Origin of the sequence: Pantoea sp. Z09 (assembly GCF_022394795.1) — a bacterium.
Lineage (GTDB): Bacteria > Pseudomonadota > Gammaproteobacteria > Enterobacterales > Enterobacteriaceae > Pantoea > Pantoea latae.
Genome location: NZ_CP092373.1, coordinates 2,456,806 through 2,474,428, shown reverse-complemented (window position 1 = coordinate 2,474,428; position 17,623 = coordinate 2,456,806). Strand labels below are relative to the sequence as shown.

15 protein-coding genes are annotated in these 17,623 nt (G+C 59.2%); 9 read left to right on the top strand and 6 right to left on the bottom strand.

The window, feature by feature from the left end:
- The first annotated feature begins 57 nt into the window (after positions 1-57).
- From rlmKL to rmf, 6 genes are all read left to right on the top strand, one after another.
- The gene (rlmKL, locus tag MC269_RS11905) at positions 58-2,172 is read left to right on the top strand and encodes a bifunctional 23S rRNA (guanine(2069)-N(7))-methyltransferase RlmK/23S rRNA (guanine(2445)-N(2))-methyltransferase RlmL (RefSeq protein WP_239952533.1); all 2,115 of its coding nucleotides are present in this window, start codon (positions 58-60) and stop codon (positions 2,170-2,172) included.
- 6 nt (positions 2,173-2,178) lie between these two features.
- The gene (locus MC269_RS11900; RefSeq protein ID WP_239952532.1) at positions 2,179-4,095 is read left to right on the top strand and encodes an ABC transporter ATP-binding protein; all 1,917 of its coding nucleotides are present in this window, start codon (positions 2,179-2,181) and stop codon (positions 4,093-4,095) included.
- 16 nt (positions 4,096-4,111) lie between these two features.
- Positions 4,112-5,380 (top strand): membrane integrity-associated transporter subunit PqiA, encoded by a 1,269-nt coding sequence (pqiA, locus tag MC269_RS11895; RefSeq protein WP_239952531.1) that lies wholly within the window; start codon positions 4,112-4,114, stop codon positions 5,378-5,380.
- Positions 5,367-7,010 (top strand): intermembrane transport protein PqiB, encoded by a 1,644-nt coding sequence (pqiB, locus tag MC269_RS11890; RefSeq protein WP_239952530.1) that lies wholly within the window; start codon positions 5,367-5,369, stop codon positions 7,008-7,010. Before pqiA ends, pqiB begins: the two co-directional genes overlap by 14 nt.
- Positions 7,007-7,573 (top strand): membrane integrity-associated transporter subunit PqiC, encoded by a 567-nt coding sequence (gene pqiC, locus MC269_RS11885; RefSeq protein ID WP_081135718.1) that lies wholly within the window; start codon positions 7,007-7,009, stop codon positions 7,571-7,573. The genes pqiB and pqiC overlap by 4 nt, the downstream gene beginning before the upstream one ends.
- A gap of 279 nt (positions 7,574-7,852) precedes the next feature.
- Complete coding sequence (rmf, locus tag MC269_RS11880) at positions 7,853-8,020, top strand: ribosome modulation factor (protein WP_072010433.1); 168 nt, start codon at positions 7,853-7,855, stop codon at positions 8,018-8,020.
- Between the two features lie 57 nt (positions 8,021-8,077).
- Here the strand turns inward: rmf and fabA are convergent, their stop codons facing one another.
- Both fabA and MC269_RS11870 read right to left on the bottom strand, forming a co-directional pair.
- Complete coding sequence (fabA, locus tag MC269_RS11875; protein ID WP_081135713.1) at positions 8,078-8,596, bottom strand: bifunctional 3-hydroxydecanoyl-ACP dehydratase/trans-2-decenoyl-ACP isomerase; 519 nt, start codon at positions 8,594-8,596, stop codon at positions 8,078-8,080.
- A gap of 67 nt (positions 8,597-8,663) precedes the next feature.
- Positions 8,664-10,529, bottom strand: coding sequence for a Lon protease family protein (locus MC269_RS11870; RefSeq protein WP_239952529.1), 1,866 nt, complete (start codon positions 10,527-10,529; stop codon positions 8,664-8,666).
- Positions 10,530-10,582: 53 nt separating this feature from the next.
- On the opposite strand from MC269_RS11870, the gene matP reads away from it, so the two are divergent.
- Positions 10,583-11,050: a macrodomain Ter protein MatP gene (gene matP / locus MC269_RS11865; RefSeq protein WP_143806239.1), complete on the top strand. Its 468-nt coding sequence runs from the start codon at positions 10,583-10,585 to the stop codon at positions 11,048-11,050.
- Positions 11,051-11,122: 72 nt separating this feature from the next.
- Here the strand turns inward: matP and ompA are convergent, their stop codons facing one another.
- Both ompA and sulA read right to left on the bottom strand, forming a co-directional pair.
- Positions 11,123-12,190 (bottom strand): porin OmpA, encoded by a 1,068-nt coding sequence (gene ompA, locus MC269_RS11860; protein WP_239952528.1) that lies wholly within the window; start codon positions 12,188-12,190, stop codon positions 11,123-11,125.
- 352 nt (positions 12,191-12,542) lie between these two features.
- Positions 12,543-13,034 (bottom strand): SOS-induced cell division inhibitor SulA, encoded by a 492-nt coding sequence (gene sulA / locus MC269_RS11855; protein ID WP_081135694.1) that lies wholly within the window; start codon positions 13,032-13,034, stop codon positions 12,543-12,545.
- 211 nt (positions 13,035-13,245) lie between these two features.
- On the opposite strand from sulA, the gene MC269_RS11850 reads away from it, so the two are divergent.
- Positions 13,246-13,857, top strand: a complete 612-nt coding sequence (locus MC269_RS11850) for a TfoX/Sxy family DNA transformation protein (protein WP_239952527.1) — start codon at positions 13,246-13,248, stop codon at positions 13,855-13,857.
- On the opposite strand, the gene yccS is transcribed toward MC269_RS11850, so the two are convergent.
- Both yccS and MC269_RS11840 read right to left on the bottom strand, forming a co-directional pair.
- A complete protein-coding gene (yccS, locus tag MC269_RS11845) occupies positions 13,854-15,992 on the bottom strand; it encodes a YccS family putative transporter (RefSeq protein ID WP_239952526.1) in 2,139 nt (712 codons plus the stop codon). The genes MC269_RS11850 and yccS overlap by 4 nt on opposite strands.
- A gap of 9 nt (positions 15,993-16,001) precedes the next feature.
- Positions 16,002-16,445: a YccF domain-containing protein gene (locus MC269_RS11840; RefSeq protein ID WP_239952525.1), complete on the bottom strand. Its 444-nt coding sequence runs from the start codon at positions 16,443-16,445 to the stop codon at positions 16,002-16,004.
- A 99-nt stretch (positions 16,446-16,544) separates the two neighbouring features.
- Between MC269_RS11840 and MC269_RS11835 the strand changes: the two genes are divergently transcribed.
- On the top strand, positions 16,545-17,513 hold the full coding sequence (locus MC269_RS11835; protein ID WP_000654812.1) for an IS5-like element IS903B family transposase: 969 nt from the start codon (positions 16,545-16,547) through the stop codon (positions 17,511-17,513).
- Positions 17,514-17,623 lie beyond the last annotated feature (110 nt).

Sequence of the window (17,623 nt, the reverse complement as noted above, 5' to 3'; positions counted from 1 at the left end):
ATGGCGCTGATTTAGGGTATAATGCGCAGCAATTTTCTCAAGAGTAATAGTGACGATATGAATTCTCTCTTTGCCAGTACGGCGCGTGGGCTCGAAGAGCTGTTGAAAAGTGAGCTGGACGCGCTGGGCGCGCAGGAACTGCAGGTGGTACAGGGAGGCGTTCACTTTGAAGCCGATGACCGCACGATGTACCAGAGTTTGCTGTGGAGCCGTCTGGCGTCGCGCATTTTGCTGCCGCTCGGCGAATTTAACGTTTACAGCGATCTCGATCTCTATATCGGCGCGCAGAGCATCGACTGGACCGAATTGTTCGGCAGCCAGCACACCTTTGTGGTGCACTTCAGCGGCACCAACGACTCGATCCGCAACAGCCAGTTTGGCGCGTTAAGGGTGAAAGACGCGATTGTCGACGCCTTTACCCGCCAGAATCTGCCGCGTCCCAATGTGGATCGCGAGCAGCCGGATATCCGCATCAACGTCTGGCTGAATAAAGATCGCGTCAGCATTGCGCTGGATCTGAGCGGCGACGCGCTGCATCAGCGCGGCTATCGCCAGCAGACCGGTCAGGCGCCGCTGAAAGAGAACCTGGCGGCGGCGATCGTGATGCGCTCCGGCTGGCAGTCGACCACGCCGCTGCTCGATCCGATGTGCGGCTCCGGCACGCTGCTGATTGAGGCGGCGCTGATCGCCTGCGATCGCGCGCCGGGCCTGCTGCGCGGGCGCTGGGGCTTTACCCACTGGCGTCAGCACAACGATGCGCTGTGGCGCGAGGTGAAAGGCGAGGCGCAGCAGCGCGCGCGCGCCGGCACCGCCGCTGCACAGGCGCGCTTCTTCGGCTACGACAGCGACGGCCGCGTGCTGGAGTGGGCGCAGGCCAACGCGCGCCGCGCCGGCGTCGCCGATCTCTTTACCTTCGCGCGTCAGGATGTGCTGCAGCTGAAAAATCCGCTGCCGGGCGAGCAGCGCGGCACCGTGCTGAGCAACCCGCCCTACGGCGAGCGTCTGGAGAGCGAACCGGCGCTGATCGCTCTGCACAGCCAGCTCGGCCGCATTATGAAACAGCACTTCGGCGGCTGGACGCTGTCGCTGTTCAGCGGTTCGCCAGAGCTGCTGAGCTGCCTGCAGCTGCGCGCGGAGCGCCAGTTCAAGGCGAAAAACGGCCCGATTGAGTGCGTGCAGAAAAACTACCAGCTGGCGGAAAACAGCAGCGAAAACGGCGGCCAGATCGCCGAAGACTACGCAAACCGCCTGCGGAAAAACCTGAAGAAACTGGAGAAGTGGGCGCGCCAGGAGGGCATCGCCTGCTATCGCCTCTATGACGCCGATCTGCCGGAGTATAACGTCGCCGTCGATCGCTACGGCGAGTGGGTAGTAGTGCAGGAGTACGCGCCGCCGAAAACCATCGACGCCGCCAAAGCGCGTCAGCGCCTGTTCGACGTTATCGGTGCCACGCTTAGCGTGCTGGAGCTGCCCGCCAACCGCCTGGTGCTGAAAACGCGCGAGCGGCAGAAAGGCAAGAGCCAGTATCAGAAGCTCGGTGAGAAGGGCGACTTCTTTGAGGTGCAGGAATTTAACGCGCGTCTGCTGGTCAACCTGACGGACTACCTGGACACCGGGCTGTTCCTCGATCACCGCATCGCGCGCCAGATGCTCGGCAAAATGAGCAAGGATAAAGATTTCCTCAACCTCTTCGCCTACACCGGCAGCGCCAGCGTGCACGCCGGGCTGGGCGGCGCGCGCAGCACCACCACGGTCGACATGTCGCGCACCTACCTGGAGTGGGCGGAGCGCAACCTGCGGCTGAACGGGCTGACCGGCCGCCAGCATCGTCTGATGCAGGCCGACTGCCTTGGCTGGCTGCGCGAAAGTAACGAAACGTTCGATCTGATCTTTATCGATCCGCCGACTTTCTCTAACTCTAAACGCATGGAAGAGGACTTCGACGTGCAGCGCGATCACATTATGTTGATGCGCAACCTGAAACGCCTGCTGCGCGCAGGCGGCACCGTAATGTTCTCCAACAACAAACGCGGCTTTAAAATGGATCTTGAGGGGCTGGCGTCGCTGGGCCTCAAGGCGCAGGACATTACCCAGAAAACCCTGTCGCAGGATTTTGCCCGTAACCGTCAAATTCACAACTGCTGGCTGATCACCCACGCTGGTAAGGAATAAGTTCAGATGTCATTAATCAGTATTCACGGCGCCTACCTCTCCTTCAGCGACGCGCCGCTGCTCGACAACACCGAGCTGCATATCGAAGAGAACGAACGCGTCTGTCTGGTCGGCCGTAACGGCGCCGGCAAGTCGACCCTGATGAAGATCATCAACGGCGAGCAGCCGCTGGACGATGGCCGCATCATCTTTGAGCAGGATCTGGTGGTGGCGCGTCTGCAGCAGGATCCGCCGCGCAATATTACCGGCTCGGTGTATGACTTCGTGGCGGAAGGGGTGGAAGAGCAGGCCGAGCACCTCAAGGCCTACCACGCCATTTCCCATGCGGTGATGCTCGATCCCAGCGAGAAAAACCTCAACGAGATGGGGCGCTTGCAGACCATTCTCGATCACCACAACCTGTGGCAGCTGGAGAGCCGTATCAACGACGTGCTGCAGCAGATCGGCCTGCAGCCGGATACCGAGCTGTCGTCGCTGTCGGGCGGCTGGCTGCGTAAAGCGGCGCTGGGCCGCGCGCTGGTCAGCAATCCGCGCGTGCTACTGCTCGACGAACCAACCAACCACCTCGATATCGAAACCATCGACTGGCTGGAAACCTTCCTGAAGACCTTTACCGGCAGCATCGTCTTTATCTCCCACGACCGTTCGTTTATCCGCAATATGGCGACGCGCATCGTCGACCTCGATCGCGGCAAGCTGGTCTCCTGGCCGGGCAACTACGACCTCTACCTGGAGGGGAAAGAGGAGGCGCTGCGCGTCGAAGAGATGCAGAACGCCGAGTTCGACCGCAAGCTGGCGCAGGAAGAGGTGTGGATCCGTCAGGGCATCAAGGCGCGCCGCACCCGTAACGAAGGCCGCGTGCGCGCGCTGAAAGCGCTGCGCCGCGAACGCTCCGAGCGCCGCGAGGTGATGGGCAAAGCGAATATGCAGGTGGGCGAGGCGTCGCGCTCCGGCAAAATCGTCTTCGAACTGGAGCACGTCAACTATGGCGTGGACGGCAAGACGCTGGTGCAGGACTTCTCCGCACAGGTGCAGCGCGGCGACAAAATTGGCCTGATCGGCCCGAACGGCTGCGGCAAAACCACGCTGCTGCGCCTGATGCTGCAGCAGCTGAAAGCCGACAGCGGCCGCGTGCACAGCGGCACCAAGCTGGAGGTCGCCTACTTCGATCAGCATCGCGCCGAGCTGGATCCCGACCGCACCGTGATGGATAACCTCGCCGAAGGCAAGCAGGAGGTGATGGTCAACGGCAAGCCGCGTCACGTGCTGGGCTACCTGCAGGACTTCCTGTTTCATCCGAAACGCGCCATGACGCCGGTGCGCGCCCTCTCCGGTGGCGAGCGCAACCGTCTGCTGCTGGCGCGTCTTTTCCTGCGTCCCAGCAACCTGATGATCCTCGATGAACCGACCAACGATCTTGACGTCGAAACCCTGGAGCTGCTGGAAGAGCTGATCGACGGCTATCAGGGCACGGTGCTGCTGGTAAGCCACGACCGTCAGTTCGTCGACAATACCGTGACCGAGTGCTGGATCTTCGAAGGCAACGGCGAAATCGGCAGCTTTGTCGGCGGCTATCATGACGCGCAGCAGCAGCGCGCGGCCTACAAACAGCAGAAGAGCGCCCAGGCGAGCAAGCCTGCTGCCGGGGCGAAACCGGCCGCAGAGAAAAACGAGGCCGGCAAACGCGGCGGCGCTAAGCTCAGCTACAACCTGACGCGCGAGCTGGAGCAGCTGCCGCAGAAGCTGGAGTCGCTGGAGGCGCGCATCGGCGAGCTGCAGGCGAAAATGAGCCATCCCGATTTCTTCAGCCAGCCGCACGACCAGACCCAGCCGGTGCTGGATGCGCTGGCGCAGACGGAGCAGGAGCTGGAAACGGCCTTCGCCCGCTGGGAAGAGCTGGAAGCGCTGAAAAACGGCGCATAAAGAAAAGGGAGTCGGGATGTGTTCAGCCGCTGAAAGTCAGGCGTGGATGCTCTGTCCACAGTGCGATTTAATGGTAAAACTGCCGGATGTGCCGCAGGGCAGCCGTGCGTCCTGCCCGCGCTGCCACTCGGTGCTGACCACCAACTGGCCCGAGCCGCGCAGGCGTCCGACCGGCTATGCGCTGGCGGCGCTGTTTATGCTGCTGCTGGCGAACCTGTTTCCCTTTATCACCATGAAGGTCGCGGGTCTCAGCAGCCAGATATCGCTGCTGCAGATCCCGAAAGTGATGGTGTCGGAGGACTACAGCAGTCTCGCCACGCTGTTTCTGGTGTTTGTGCAGGCGATCCCCGGCCTCTGTATGCTGACCATTATTCTGCTGGTCAACCGCATCAGGATGCCAGCCAGTCTGCGTCTCGGGCTGGCGCGCACGCTGTTTCAGCTGCGCAGTTGGGGCATGGCGGAGATCTTTATGGCCGGCGTGCTGGTCAGCTTCGTCAAGCTGATGGCCTATGGCGATATCGGTCTGGAGACCAGCTTCTGGCCCTGGTGTCTGTTCTGCCTGCTGCAGCTGCGCGCTTTCCAGTGTGTGGATCGCCGCTGGCTGTGGAACCAGATTGCGCCGATGCCGTCGCTGCCCCATGCGCCGGAAAAGGGCGTCAGTGGGCTGCAGCAGAATCTGCGCTCCTGTCCCTGCTGCACCGCCATTCTGCCTGCGCAGCAGCCCGACTGCCCGCGCTGCGGCGTTATCGCCGCGCCGCGCCGCAAACACAGCCTGCAATGGACGCTGGCGCTGCTCTTTACCTCGCTGATGATCTACATCCCCGCCAATTTGCTGCCGATTATGGTGACCGAAACCCTCGGCACGCCGTATCCGTCTAACATTATGGCGGGCGTGATCCTGCTCTGGAGCGACGGATCCTATCCGGTGGCGCTGGTGATCTTTATCGCCAGCATCATGGTGCCGTCGCTGAAAATGCTGGCGATTGGCTGGCTCTGCTGGAACGCCAGCGGACGCGGCCACCGCGACAGCGAAAGGATGCACCTGGTGTATGAAGTGGTCGAATTCGTTGGCCGCTGGTCGATGATCGACGTGTTTGTTATTGCCGTGCTCTCTGCGCTGGTGCGCATGGGGCAACTGATGAATGTTTATCCCGCGACGGGCGCGCTGCTGTTCGCGCTGGTGGTGATCCTGACCATGATCGCCGCCATGACCTTTGACCCGCGCCTGACCTGGGATCGCCTACGGGAACACACTACGAAGGAGCCGCGCCTTGACGGAAAGTAACCACGGCCATGCCAAAGTTGACCAGATAAAACGCTGGTCGCCGGTCTGGATTGTCCCCATCGTGACGCTGTTGATCGGCGGATGGATCCTGTTTTATCACTTTAGCCATCTCGGGCCGGAAGTGACCCTGATTACGGAAAACGCGGAAGGTATCGAAGCGGGTAAAACCACCATTAAAAGCCGCAGCGTCGATGTCGGCGTGGTGGAAAAAGCGGAGCTGACCGACGATCTGCACCACGTGGAGATTACCGCGCGGCTCAATTCCGGCATGGAAAAGCTGCTGCACGGCGACAGCGTGTTCTGGGTGGTGAAGCCGCAGATTGGCCGCGAAGGGGTCACTGGCCTCAACACGCTGCTTTCCGGCAACTATATCGAACTGCAGCCGGGCACCAAAGCGGAGCCGAAAGAGCAGTATCAGCTGCTGGACGCGCCGCCGCTGGCACCGCCTGACGCGAAAGGCATCCGCATTACCCTCGACAGCAAAAAAGCGGGGCAGCTGAACGCCGGCGATCCGGTGCTGTTCCGCGGCTACCGCGTCGGCAGCGTGGAAACCAGCACCTTCGATACCGACAAGCGCATGATGACCTATCAGCTGTTTATCGCCGCGCCCTACGATCGGCTGGTGACCACCAACGTGCGCTTCTGGAAAGACAGCGGCATCGCGGTGGATATGTCCGCCTCGGGCATGCGTGTCGAGATGGGATCGCTGACCACGCTGTTCAGCGGTGGCGTCAGCTTCGACGTGCCGGACGGCTGGGATTTAGGCCAGGCGGCGGCGAACCACGCCGACTATCATCTGTTCGACGATCAGCGCAGCATTCAGGATTCGCTCTACACCAATCACGTCGATTTCCTGATGTTCTTCACCGACTCGATTCGCGGCCTGCAGGTTGGCGCGCCGGTGGAGTTCCGCGGCATTCGTCTGGGAACCGTCTCACAGGTGCCGTTTATGACCGAAAGTGTCAATCAGGCGTTGAATAACGACTATCGCGTGCCGGTGCTGATCCGCATCGAGCCGGATCGCTTTACCGCCCGACTGGGTCAGGACTTTAATCTGGAGCAGCATCTGCAGGACGGTAAAAAACGCGGCCTGCGCGCCTCGCTGAAAACCGGCAACCTGCTCTCCGGCTCACTCTATATCGATCTCGACTTCTACGATAATGTGCCGGCCTATAAAGGCCCGAACAAAGTTGCCGGCTACGAGATCATTCCGACCACCAGCGGCGGCCTGAGCCAGATCCAGCAGAAACTGGTGGCGGCGCTCGATAAGATCAACGCCCTGCCGCTCAACAACGTGGTCACCGAGGCAACCGGCACCCTGAAAGAGAGCCAGCGCACGCTGCGTGAAATGCAGGGCACGCTGAAAAACCTCAATCAGATCACCGCCAGCCCGGCGATGAAAACCCTGCCGGAAGATATGCAGCAAACGCTGCGCGAACTGAATCGCAGCATGAAAGGGCTGCAACCGGGCTCTCCGGCTTACACTAAGCTGGTGGGCGATATGCAGCGACTCGATCAGGTACTGCGCGAACTGCAGCCGGTGTTGAAAACCCTCAACACCAAGAGCAACGCGCTGGTCTTTGAGGCCAAACCGGGTCAGGATCCCCAGCCAAAGAGGGCGAAACAGTGAGAAAAGGAGCCGTTTTGTGCGCCGCGCTGCTGTTAGGCGCGTGCAGCAGCACCATTGATAACACTTACTATCAGCTGCCGTCGAAACCGGCGGCGATGCAGGTGCGCACCGGCGGCGAGGCGCAGCCGCCGGCGCTGTGGGTGGAGCAGGTTGCGGTTCCCGATTATCTGGCGGGCAACGGGCTGGTTTATCAGACCAGCGACGTTAAATACGTTATCGCCGCCAATAATCTGTGGGCCAGCCCGCTCGATCAGCAGCTGCAGCAGACGCTGGTCGCCAACCTGAGCAAAGCGCTGCCGGGGCGGCTGGTCTCCGCCGCGCCGTTGGGCGAGAAGCATGACACCCTGAACGTCACGGTTACCGGTTTTCAGGGGCGCTACGACGGGCGCGCCGTGGTCAGCGGCGAATGGGTGCTGCAGCATAATGGCCATGTGGTGAAGCAGGGGTTCGATGTGGCGCTGCCGCAGAACGAAGATGGCTATGACGCGCTGGTGCGAACCCTGGCTATCGGCTGGCAGCAAACCGCGCAGCAGATTGCCAACGCGGCGATAACCACAGAATAAAATGCGCTAAAGATGTCCTCAAGCCCCTGGCGGCCGCAGCAATACGCAGCGAACGCCAGGGGCTTTTTTTTATTGCCGTCTCAAGGCGATAAGGTCATCAGCCGCTTTTTATGGCGCGACGTTGATGGCGATTTGACGGCAAAACGGTGACAGTGGTGTGAAATTTGCGCATTGACCTTTGCGGCCAGGGCAGGTAGAACTTAACTGTGGCTGGGCACTATTTCGCCACTCTATTTCTTTCCACCAGATTCCACAGACCTGATATGAGGAATACGGAGTATGAAGAGACAGAAACGAGACCGCCTTGAACGCGCTCATGCACGTGGCTACCAGGCCGGTATTACAGGACGCTCAAAAGAGATGTGTCCGTATCAGATGATTGAGGCTAAGTCTCACTGGTTGGGAGGTTGGCGACAAGCCATGGAGGACAGGGCGGTTACGGTGTAATCGACCGTCAGGAAAAGGAAGAAACCTCCGCAGCGGCGGAGGTTTTCATTTGCGCTATCAGAAAGCGCTGGCGTCTTTGAACAGACCGACTTTCAGATCGCTGGCAGAGTAAATCAGGTTGCCATCGACAAAGACTTCGCCATCGGCGACGCCCATCACCAGCTTGCGGTTAATGACGCGTTTGAAGTGAATGCGGTAGGTCACTTTCTTCGCCGTCGGCAGCACCTGGCCGGTGAATTTCACCTCGCCAACGCCCAGCGCGCGGCCTTTGCCTTCGCCGCCGAGCCAGCCCAGATAGAAGCCAACCAGCTGCCACATAGCGTCAAGGCCGAGGCAGCCTGGCATCACCGGATCGCCGATAAAGTGGCAGGCGAAAAACCATAAATCCGGATGGATATCCAGTTCAGCTTCCACGAAACCTTTATCGTATTTACCGCCGTCTTCGGTCATTTTGACCACGCGGTCCATCATTAACATGTTGCCTGACGGAAGCGGCGGTCCGTTCTCGCCAAACAGTTCACCGCGACCTGACGCAATCAGGTCCTCTTTGCTATAGGATTCGCGTTTATCAACCATGTTTTCAATAAGCCTTGTTTTAGTAGAGCACGAAGTTTAGCGAACAGCTGTACGCCGGGCAATTTAATCAGCGCTGGTTAAACCAGTTTAGCCAGCGAAGGGGCCAGGGACGGTGGCTCGCTTCCTGCTGATTCAGCTGAGCGATGCGATCCTGGATCCTGCGCAGCAGATCGTCAGCGTTCTCCTCTTCGCTGCGCCAGACGACGCCGGTCAGCAGCGGCAAGGCTTCCTCAGCGCGATCGATCGCCCAGATATGGAAGCGCCCCTGTTCGACGGCGTCCACCACCTCCTGGCTCAGACTCAGGTGGCGCACGTTGCTCATCGGGATAATGACGCCCTGCTGGCCAGTCAGCTCACGTTCGTTGCAGATAGTGAAGAAACCTTCAATCTTCTCGTTCAGGCCGCCCACTGGCTGCACGTTGCCAAACTGATCGACCGAACCGGTGACGGCGATCTGCTGATTGATCGGCTGGTTCGCCAGCGCGCTGATCAGGGCGCACAGCTCGGCCAGCGAGGCGCTGTCACCGTCCACCTCTGAGTAGGATTGCTCAAACACCAGCGACGCCGAGAAGGGCAGTTGCTGATCCAGCTCCAGCTCGGCGATCAGGTACGCCTGCATGATCATCATGCCTTTGGCGTGGATATTGCCGCCCAGCTCCGCTTTACGTTCGACGTCGGTAAATTCGCCGTCGCCAGGGTGAACCACGCAGGTGATGCGCGAAGGTTCGCCCCAGGGACGCGGGTGTCCGGGAAATTCCACCACGGAGAGGCCGTTGATTTGACCGACGACTTCGCCTTCGGTTTCAATCAGGATCTGTTTTAACAGGATTTCGTCACGCATGCGTTCGGCGAGGAACGCCTCGCGCCAGGTGCGCGCCTCAAGCGCGCTGGTCAGCGCCGCTTCGCTCAGCGTGGCTTCCTGCATCACCGCTTCGCGCATCTGGCGCAGCAGCCAGCGCGGACAGAGCGGCAGCACTTCCTGGTCGCCGGTGTAACGCACCGCTTCGCGGATCAGGGGCGGCCAGAAATCAGCCTGCGGCGCGGGCAGATCCGCCTGCAGCGCGACATCCTGCGCCCAGCGGCACCAGGCGAGCATATCCTCTTCATCGACCACCTGCATGTTCTCTTCGAACTCGGTATAGGTCGCCAGTTCATGCAGTTCAGGATCGCTCTCCTGAAACGTCGCCAGCGCGTCGCGATCGCCGCACAGCACCAGCTTCAGGCTGAGCGGCAGCGGCGGAATGGAAACCGGCAGAGGATGGCGTTCATCCGGCGACTGCCACTCGAGACGCCCCAGCTGAATCGCGCGTTTCAGGCGCAGCCAGAGCAGCGGCTGCGCCTGCAGCGTACGCAGCGACAGCACCAGCGTGCCGCCGTTGGCACGATGGATCAGGCCCGGCTCCAGCTGGAGACGATCGCGATGCAGGCGCACGCAGCCAAACAGCTGGTCGTTCTCAATCCATTCGGCAAAATGGACCTCGCCGCGGCCGGTAAAAGGATGCGAGGCATCGCCGGGCGGCTGAAGGGTGACGTTATCCGCGATGAGATGGTAGTGTCCGCCGAACAGGCCAGCGGGTTGGTCAGCAATACGCGCCATCTGGCGCGCAATCAGCGCCAGATAATCGCTGTTTTCCTGACTGCACACCAGCAGAAGGGGAAAGCCGTCGGTCTGGCTGGCGAGATAAGCCAGCGCATTGAGCAAACGCGGTTGTACCGCCGCCAGGCTATCGGTCTCTTCTTCCTCAATGCGGGAAAAAACAGATGCGTATTCGGTAATATTCGGCTGCAGGTCTTGCCAGGAAAGTTGAGAGCTGGTCAAAATAATCGCATTTGGTTGGTTAAAGAAAAGCGGGATTATACAGGAAAGCCCCTTGTTAAGCACTGCATGGTTCTGAATAACCCTGAGACAATCAACGCCTTTTCCTTGCTGCATCCGGCAGAAAAGCTGTTATTCTTGGTTTGTTACGCGGTCACGATGAGATTCCGATGAAATACCAACAACTCGAAAATCTTGAAAGTGGATGGAAATGGAAATACCTGGTGAAAAAACATCGGGAAGGTGAGCTGATCACACGTCACCTGGAACGGAGCGCTGCGCAGGCGGCCGTTGAAGAACTGCTTTCAATGGAGAATCGTCCGGTTGATGTCGCGGACTGGATCGCGCAACACATTCATCCGGAGCTGGACAATCGGCTTAAGCAGACGATTCGCGCGCGTCGCAAGCGTCACTTCAATGCCGAGCATCAGCATACGCGCAAGAAGTCGATCGACCTGGAGTATCTGGTCTGGCAACGGCTGGCCGGGCTGGCGCAGCGGCGCGCCTGCACACTGTCAGAAACCATCGTTCAGCTGATCGAAGATGCGGAGCGTAAAGAGAAATATGCCACGCAGATGTCGAGCCTGAAGCAGGATCTGCAGGCAATTCTGGGCAAATCCGACACGAGCGGCGAGTAGCCCGGCTCGGTCACTGGTAAACAGCAGCCATAAAAAAACCCCGCGTTGCGGGGTTTTTTCTTACGTCAGAACTTAAGCCTGCGGCTGAGTTACAACGTCTTTGATACCTTTCACGTCGATTTCTACGCGACGGTCCGGACCCAGGCAGTCGATCAGAGCCTGACGGCCTTTCACGCTGTCACAGGTGTTGCCGGTAACTGGGTTAGATTCGCCCATGCCACGTGCAGAGATCTTGTTAGACGGGATACCTTTAGAAACCAGGTAGTCAACCACGGACTGAGCGCGTTTCTCAGACAGTTTCTGGTTGTACTGGTCAGAACCGATGCGGTCGGTGAAGCCCAGAACCACGACTGAACCGTCTTTCGGATCCATTGAGCTCAGCTGGCTGTACAGCTGATCCAGAGCCTGCTGGCCTTCCGGCTTCAGGGTAGATTTGTTGAAGGTGAACAGCACGTCAGACTTCAGGGTGAAACGCTTGGTTTCAACAACTGGAGCCGGAGCCGGAGCCGGAGCAACTACCGGTGCAACTTCATCCTGACCGAAGCGGTATGAAACGCCTACGCTCAGCATGCCGTTGTCAGGACGAGCGCCAACGGTCTGCGCGTCACCGATGTTGTTAACCCACTGGTAGTCCAGACGGGTAGCCCAGTTCTGAGTCAGAGCGTATTCAACACCCACTGCTGCCAGCGGAGAAACACCGGTGTCGTGGTCGCTGATGCGGCCGTTGACTGCGTTGTTCTGAGTTGCGTCAGCACGCCATACCATACCACCCAGACGAGTGTAGATATCCAGATCGTCAGTGATCGGGTAGCTCAGTTTAGCAGCCAGCTGAACGCCTTGTGCTTTGAATGCGCCGTTGTTTACGGTGCCTTTGTTCGGCATACGGCCAAGCCAGTCGTAGCCCAGCTCGAAGCCCAGGTACGGGTTAGCCTGGTAACCCAGGAATGCACCAGCGCCAAGCTGAGATTCGTGAGTCGGGCCATTGTTGTTGCCATAACCGTTACCGTAGTAACCAGTATCATGGTACTGAGACCAGCCCAGTTTAGCACCGGTGTACCAGGTGTCATCTTTCGGAGCGGCCTGCGCTACGGTAGCGAAGCCAGCCAGTGCCACTGCAATTGCGATAGCTGTCTTTTTCATTTTGCGCCTCGTTATCATCCAAATAGGCAATGAGCAATAAGGGTTGCTCTTGGTTGTAATCCTTCGCCGGGTTAATACGCTCGCTTATGACTCTACCGATAAAAAACGGAGATTATTGAGCACCCTGGCGAGGTAAAGTCTACAACGAGATTGGAAACTTACAAGTATGATGTGAGGGGATGCTGCAAAAAAACAGGGCTTTATACACATATTCTCACATTTGACCCGGCCTTAATGCCGCCGCGTTTTTCAGCAAAACGCAGCTAAGCCATTGTCAAAGCTGGAAGGAAAAGAATCAGTGGTTTAGCCGAAACAAAAAAGGAAAAAGACCGGAGAAAAATCCTAATTTTACTTAATGAAACAAATCGGACTGAATTTTTAGTCCTTTCTCTGGTCCACGCGAAGCCGATGCGTTGCCGTTAGTGCGCATAATCAGTCCCAGCGCCTGTCCTTCTGCCGCCGCCTGCTCTAATTCACGACGCTCTTCTTCGTCCAGGTCATACGGGATCCACGCCAGCACCACGCTGTAATTGCCTGTACGCAAAGCCTTAATCATCGCTTCCACCGAGGTACAACGCTCGGAATCCGCCACGTGCATGCTCTTCTCCAGCGGCAGGCCAGACTGCTGCAGCCAGGCGCGGTTAAGCTTATGCGCCGGCGTCAGCCAGAGCTGCCAGCGTGACTCCTGGCTCAGCTGCTGTAGCAGCGGCAGCAACAACATCTGCATCATGCCCGGTTGTTCGCTGTAGCGCAGTTCTGTGATCCAGCCGCTGTGCTGCGACGGCGTAGAAGAAGAAACGTGACGGTGAGCAAAGCCTGCATTTTTAAAGTGTTGGGTGCGCATAAGGTAACCACTCAGCAATGGACTGTATGGATATACAGTAATGACTTCGTGGATAAAGATCAACCTCAAATTTGGAAAACGCCTCGCAAAAACTGCAGAAGGTCAGGCATCAGGGCAAGAATTAATTGAACCCGTAACCGATTTTTTCTATATCTCTAACGGGCTGATAGCAATGACTTTTTCGGTTAATTTCGCACAAGGAGAGCGTGCCATGAAAAAACAGCACCCTGTTGTAGAACGGTCCCGTCAACGCCTCGCCGCGTTAGGCGATATCGAGTCGCGCACCCAGTTCGGCGGCTATGCGCTGGCGGTCGAGAAGGTGGTATTCGCGCTGGTTAACGAGAATGCCCTCTATTTACGCGCCAGCGAAGCGCTGCAGGCGTATGTCGCGCAGCAACCCCTGCAGCCGCTGGTGTTTCGCAAGCGCGGCAGCGCCGTCAACCTTAACTACTACCGCGTCGACGAGGCGCTGTGGGACGATCCGCGTCAGCTGCTGGCGCTTTCCGCCGCCTCGCTGCACGCCGCGCGGCAGGACGTGCAGGCCAGGCAGGCACCGCGGCGGCTGAAAGATCTGCCCAACCTGAGCCTGCGCATGGAGCTGCTGCTGCACGAAGCGGGGGTGAAAAGCGTCCGGCATCTGGTGGAGCTGGGGGCGAAGCAGTGCTGGCTCAGGCTAAAGGCGATCAACCAGCATATCGGTTTTAAAACCCTGCTGGCGCTGGAAGGCGCCATCGAAGGGCGCCATGAAGCCACTCTGCCGCAGGCGGTCAGGGCGGAACTGAACGCGTGGTATCTTGAGACGCTCAAGCGCGCCGACAGCTAAGATTTCGCCAGCGTACGGCGCAGGCGGGCGATATCCGGCAGCAGCGCTACCAGCAAACCGAGCTGCTGTAGCACCAGCGGCGCGCGCGTCTCCGGGTTCGCAGCCATATCGCTGATGCGCTGCGTCAGGGCGTTCTGCATGGTTTCCGCTTCGCTGTCGCTCACCACGTCGGTTTGCAGCACATCTTCTACATAGCAGACCGTATCATCAAGCAGCGTCAGCAGCGCCGCGTCGCTGAGCCTGTCGCGATGCGCGCCCAGCGCGGAGATGTAGCTCAGGAAGGAGTGGTTCAGGCAGAGCAGCTGGAAAGCGGACTCTTTATGCTTCTGGTGAGTCCGCGACTCGCCGCTCATATTGGAAACCACGGACGCCAGCTCGGCGTCGGCGTTATGGGCGTCGCGACGCGCGATACGATAGGCCAGGCGATTATCTTTGCCCTGGTGATACTGCTCCATGATCGCATCGAGATAGCGGCAGTTGGCGTTCAGCGTGCGCGCGGCCACCGCCGGCAGCTGACGGAAGCGCCAGTCGGGCCAGATAAACGCCACCGCCAGCCAGGCGAGCGCGCACCCCAGCAGCGTGTCGACGATGCGCGGCAGCGCCACCTCAAATCCCTCTCCCAGCAGATTAAAGCAGAGCAGCACCAGCAGGGTAATGAACAGCGTCGCCTGCGCATACTGCACCTGACGAAACGCGAAAAACAGCACGCCGCTCACCACGATCAGCACCAGCTGCCCTTCGGTGGAGGGCACCAGCCAGAGCACCGGCAGTCCGATGGCGATGCCCGCCAGGGTGCCGCCGATACGCAGTGCCAGCCTGCGGCGCGTGGCGTTATAGTTCGGCTGACAAACGAACAGGCTGGTCAGCAGGATCCAGTAGCCGCGATCCAGGCCGGTGATCTGAATAAACCCGTAGCCGATACAGAGCACCACGGTCATGCGCACCGCATGGCGAAACAGCGCGGAGGCGGGCGTCATATGGCGGCTGAAGCGCAGACGGATGTCGCTCCAGCCGCTCAGCCCTTCCCGCGACAACCGGTTGTCGCCCGGCAGATTCTCGCTGGCCAGCGACTGCTCCGACTCAATAGAAGCGAGCTGCGCATCGATGGCGCGCAGGTTGCGCAGCAGCCAGAACAGCGGGCGCAGATGGGGTGCGTCGGGCTCGTTCTGCTGCAGCCGCTCCAGCGCGGTTTGCAGACGATCGAACGCGCGCTCGAAGCGGGCATCGTGCTCCCAGCGCTCACGCAGCAAAATGCACTGCGACAGCTGGCGGCACGCCTGCGCCTGCATATTCAGCAGACGCTGGAAGCGGAACAGGATCTCGTTGTAGCGCCAGTCGTCGCGCAGCAGATGGTATTGCAGATGCGACGAGCTGGCGCGCTCGTGGATATCCTGCGCCACAAAATAGTAGTGCAGGCTGCGGCGGGTGCTGCGCGATCCGCGGTCGCCGCGCAGCCGGCTTTGCAGCGTGGTTTTGGTTAAATTGAGCTGCGCCACCAGCTGGCTGTTGGCCATCGCGGTGCGGATCAGCGTCGCGTCATCCTGCGCGTCGCCGTCGGGATCGAACAGGTTGGCCTTGGCTTCAAGATACTGTGCCAGCTGCGCATAGCTGCCCGCCAGCTGCTCCTGCACCGGCCGTACCGGAAACATCAGATGGCCGAGCAGCGTCAGCAGGTTGTACCAGAGCGCGCCGACCAGCAGCAGGATCGGCTGCATATACCACTGGGAAAAGAGCCCGATGCCCAGCATGGTGTAGACCGCGATCAGCAGCGCGCCGAAGGCGATAGTGGCGTAGCGCTGGCCGAGTGCGCCCAGCAGAATAAAGCCCCAGGTCGACAGCGCCAGCCCGACCATAAACGCCAGCGGGTGAGGAAACAGCAGTTCGACCGAGACCGAGGCGATGCAAAAGCAGAGCAGGGTAATCAGCAGGTTGCGCAGGCGGCCGCTCAGACGATCGTCGAGATCGGCCAGCGCGGCGGCCACCACGCCGAGCGTCAGCGGAATGGTCCAGTCAATCTGCTGCAGCCACCAGGGCACCGCCGCGCAGCCGGTCAGCGCCAGAAAGATGCGCAGCAGGTAACGCCAGCTGCTGTTGAACAGGTAGTTGCGCCAGCCCGGCAAGGCTTTCGACATCATGGGGCGACCTCAGTAGCGACGGCGGGCGCTGGCTTCGCGCGCGGCGCGCGCCTCTTCGACCGACACCACGCGGCGGCCGACCGGCCAGAGCGCGATGGCGGCGATTTTAAAGTTGGCGATCCCCACGGGAATGCCGATGATGCTGATGCACTGCACAATCCCGGTGGTGATATGGGTGAGGCAGAGCCACCAGCCGAAGAAGATCAGCCAGAACAGATTCAAAAAGGTGCCGCCGGTATTGAGCAAGGCGCTTTTACTCTCCGGGCGCAGCAGGTCCACATGCACCGCCTCGTTGCCGTAGGGCACCAGAGAGAGCTTCATAATTTCCCAGCAGGAGCGCGTCAGCGGCAAGGTAAAGATCAGGACAATACTCACCAGCGTGGCGAACAGCCAGCACAGGGTGGTGATAAAGCCGCCGAGAATAAAATTGAGAATGTTCAACACTGTGCGCATGGCGTTCTTTTCCTTTTGCTTTCCGCAAGATGTGCCGCCAAGTTTAGCCTGTTTTAAGGCTGGAGCGGGCTTTGTTGAATAAATCGAACTTTTGCTGAGTTGAAGGATCAGATCACGTATCTTCCCGACAACGCAGACCGTTCCGTGGCAAAGCAAAAGTTCAAAATCACCAACTGGCCCACCTACAATAAAGCCCTCATCAACCGTGGCTCCATAACTTTCTGGCTGGATGATGAAGCTATTCAGGCCTGGTATGAGTCAGCAACACCTTCTTCACGAGGCAGACCTCAGCGCTATTCTGACCTTGCCATCACGACTGTGCTGGTCATTAAACGCGTATTCAGGCTGACCCTGCGCGCTGCGCAGGGCTTTATTGATTCCATTTTTTCTCTGATGAACGTTCCGCTACGCTGCCCGGATTACAGCTGTGTCAGCAGGCGGGCAAAGTCGGTTAATGTCAGTTTCAAAACGCCCACCCGGGGTGAAATCGCACACCTGGTAATTGATTCCACCGGGCTGAAGGTCTTCGGTGAAGGCGAGTGGAAAGTCAAAAAGCATGGCCAGGAACGCCGCCGTATCTGGCGTAAGCTGCATCTCGCCGTTGACAGTAAAACACATGAAATCATCTGCGCTGACCTGTCGCTGAACAACGTTACGGACTCAGAGGCCTTCCCCGGGTTAATCCGGCAAACCCACCGGAAAATCAGGTCAGCCGCCGCCGATGGCGCTTACGATACCCGGCTATGTCACGATGAACTGCGGCGTAAGAAAATCAGCGCGCTTATCCCTCCCCGAAAAGGTGCGGGTTACTGGCCCGGTGAATATGCAGACCGTAACCGTGCAGTGGCTAATCAGCGAATGACCGGGAGTAATGCGCGGTGGAAATGGACAACAGATTACAACCGTCGCTCGATAGCGGAAACGGCGATGTACCGGGTAAAACAGCTGTTCGGGGGTTCACTGACACTGCGTGACTACGATGGTCAGGTTGCAGAGGCTATGGCCCTGGTACGAGCGCTGAACAAAATGACGAAAGCAGGTATGCCTGAAAGCGTGCGTATTGCCTGAAAACACAACCCGCTACGGGGGAGACTTACCCGAAATCTGATTTATTCAACAAAGCCGCTGGAGCGCCAAGTGTCTGACAGGTAAACTGCCGATAATCTTTTCCCTGGTTC

Coding starts and splice junctions, on each gene's coding strand:
- rlmKL (WP_239952533.1), top strand. CDS start 58: ATGAATTCTCTCTTTGCCAGTACGGCGCGTGGGCTCGAAGAGCTGTTG.
- MC269_RS11900 (WP_239952532.1), top strand. CDS start 2,179: ATGTCATTAATCAGTATTCACGGCGCCTACCTCTCCTTCAGCGACGCG.
- pqiA (WP_239952531.1), top strand. CDS start 4,112: ATGTGTTCAGCCGCTGAAAGTCAGGCGTGGATGCTCTGTCCACAGTGC.
- rmf (WP_072010433.1), top strand. CDS start 7,853: ATGAAGAGACAGAAACGAGACCGCCTTGAACGCGCTCATGCACGTGGC.
- fabA (WP_081135713.1), bottom strand. CDS start 8,596: ATGGTTGATAAACGCGAATCCTATAGCAAAGAGGACCTGATTGCGTCA.
- MC269_RS11870 (WP_239952529.1), bottom strand. CDS start 10,529: ATGCAGCAAGGAAAAGGCGTTGATTGTCTCAGGGTTATTCAGAACCAT.
- matP (WP_143806239.1), top strand. CDS start 10,583: ATGAAATACCAACAACTCGAAAATCTTGAAAGTGGATGGAAATGGAAA.
- ompA (WP_239952528.1), bottom strand. CDS start 12,190: ATGAAAAAGACAGCTATCGCAATTGCAGTGGCACTGGCTGGCTTCGCT.
- sulA (WP_081135694.1), bottom strand. CDS start 13,034: ATGCGCACCCAACACTTTAAAAATGCAGGCTTTGCTCACCGTCACGTT.
- MC269_RS11850 (WP_239952527.1), top strand. CDS start 13,246: ATGAAAAAACAGCACCCTGTTGTAGAACGGTCCCGTCAACGCCTCGCC.
- yccS (WP_239952526.1), bottom strand. CDS start 15,992: ATGATGTCGAAAGCCTTGCCGGGCTGGCGCAACTACCTGTTCAACAGC.
- MC269_RS11840 (WP_239952525.1), bottom strand. CDS start 16,445: ATGCGCACAGTGTTGAACATTCTCAATTTTATTCTCGGCGGCTTTATC.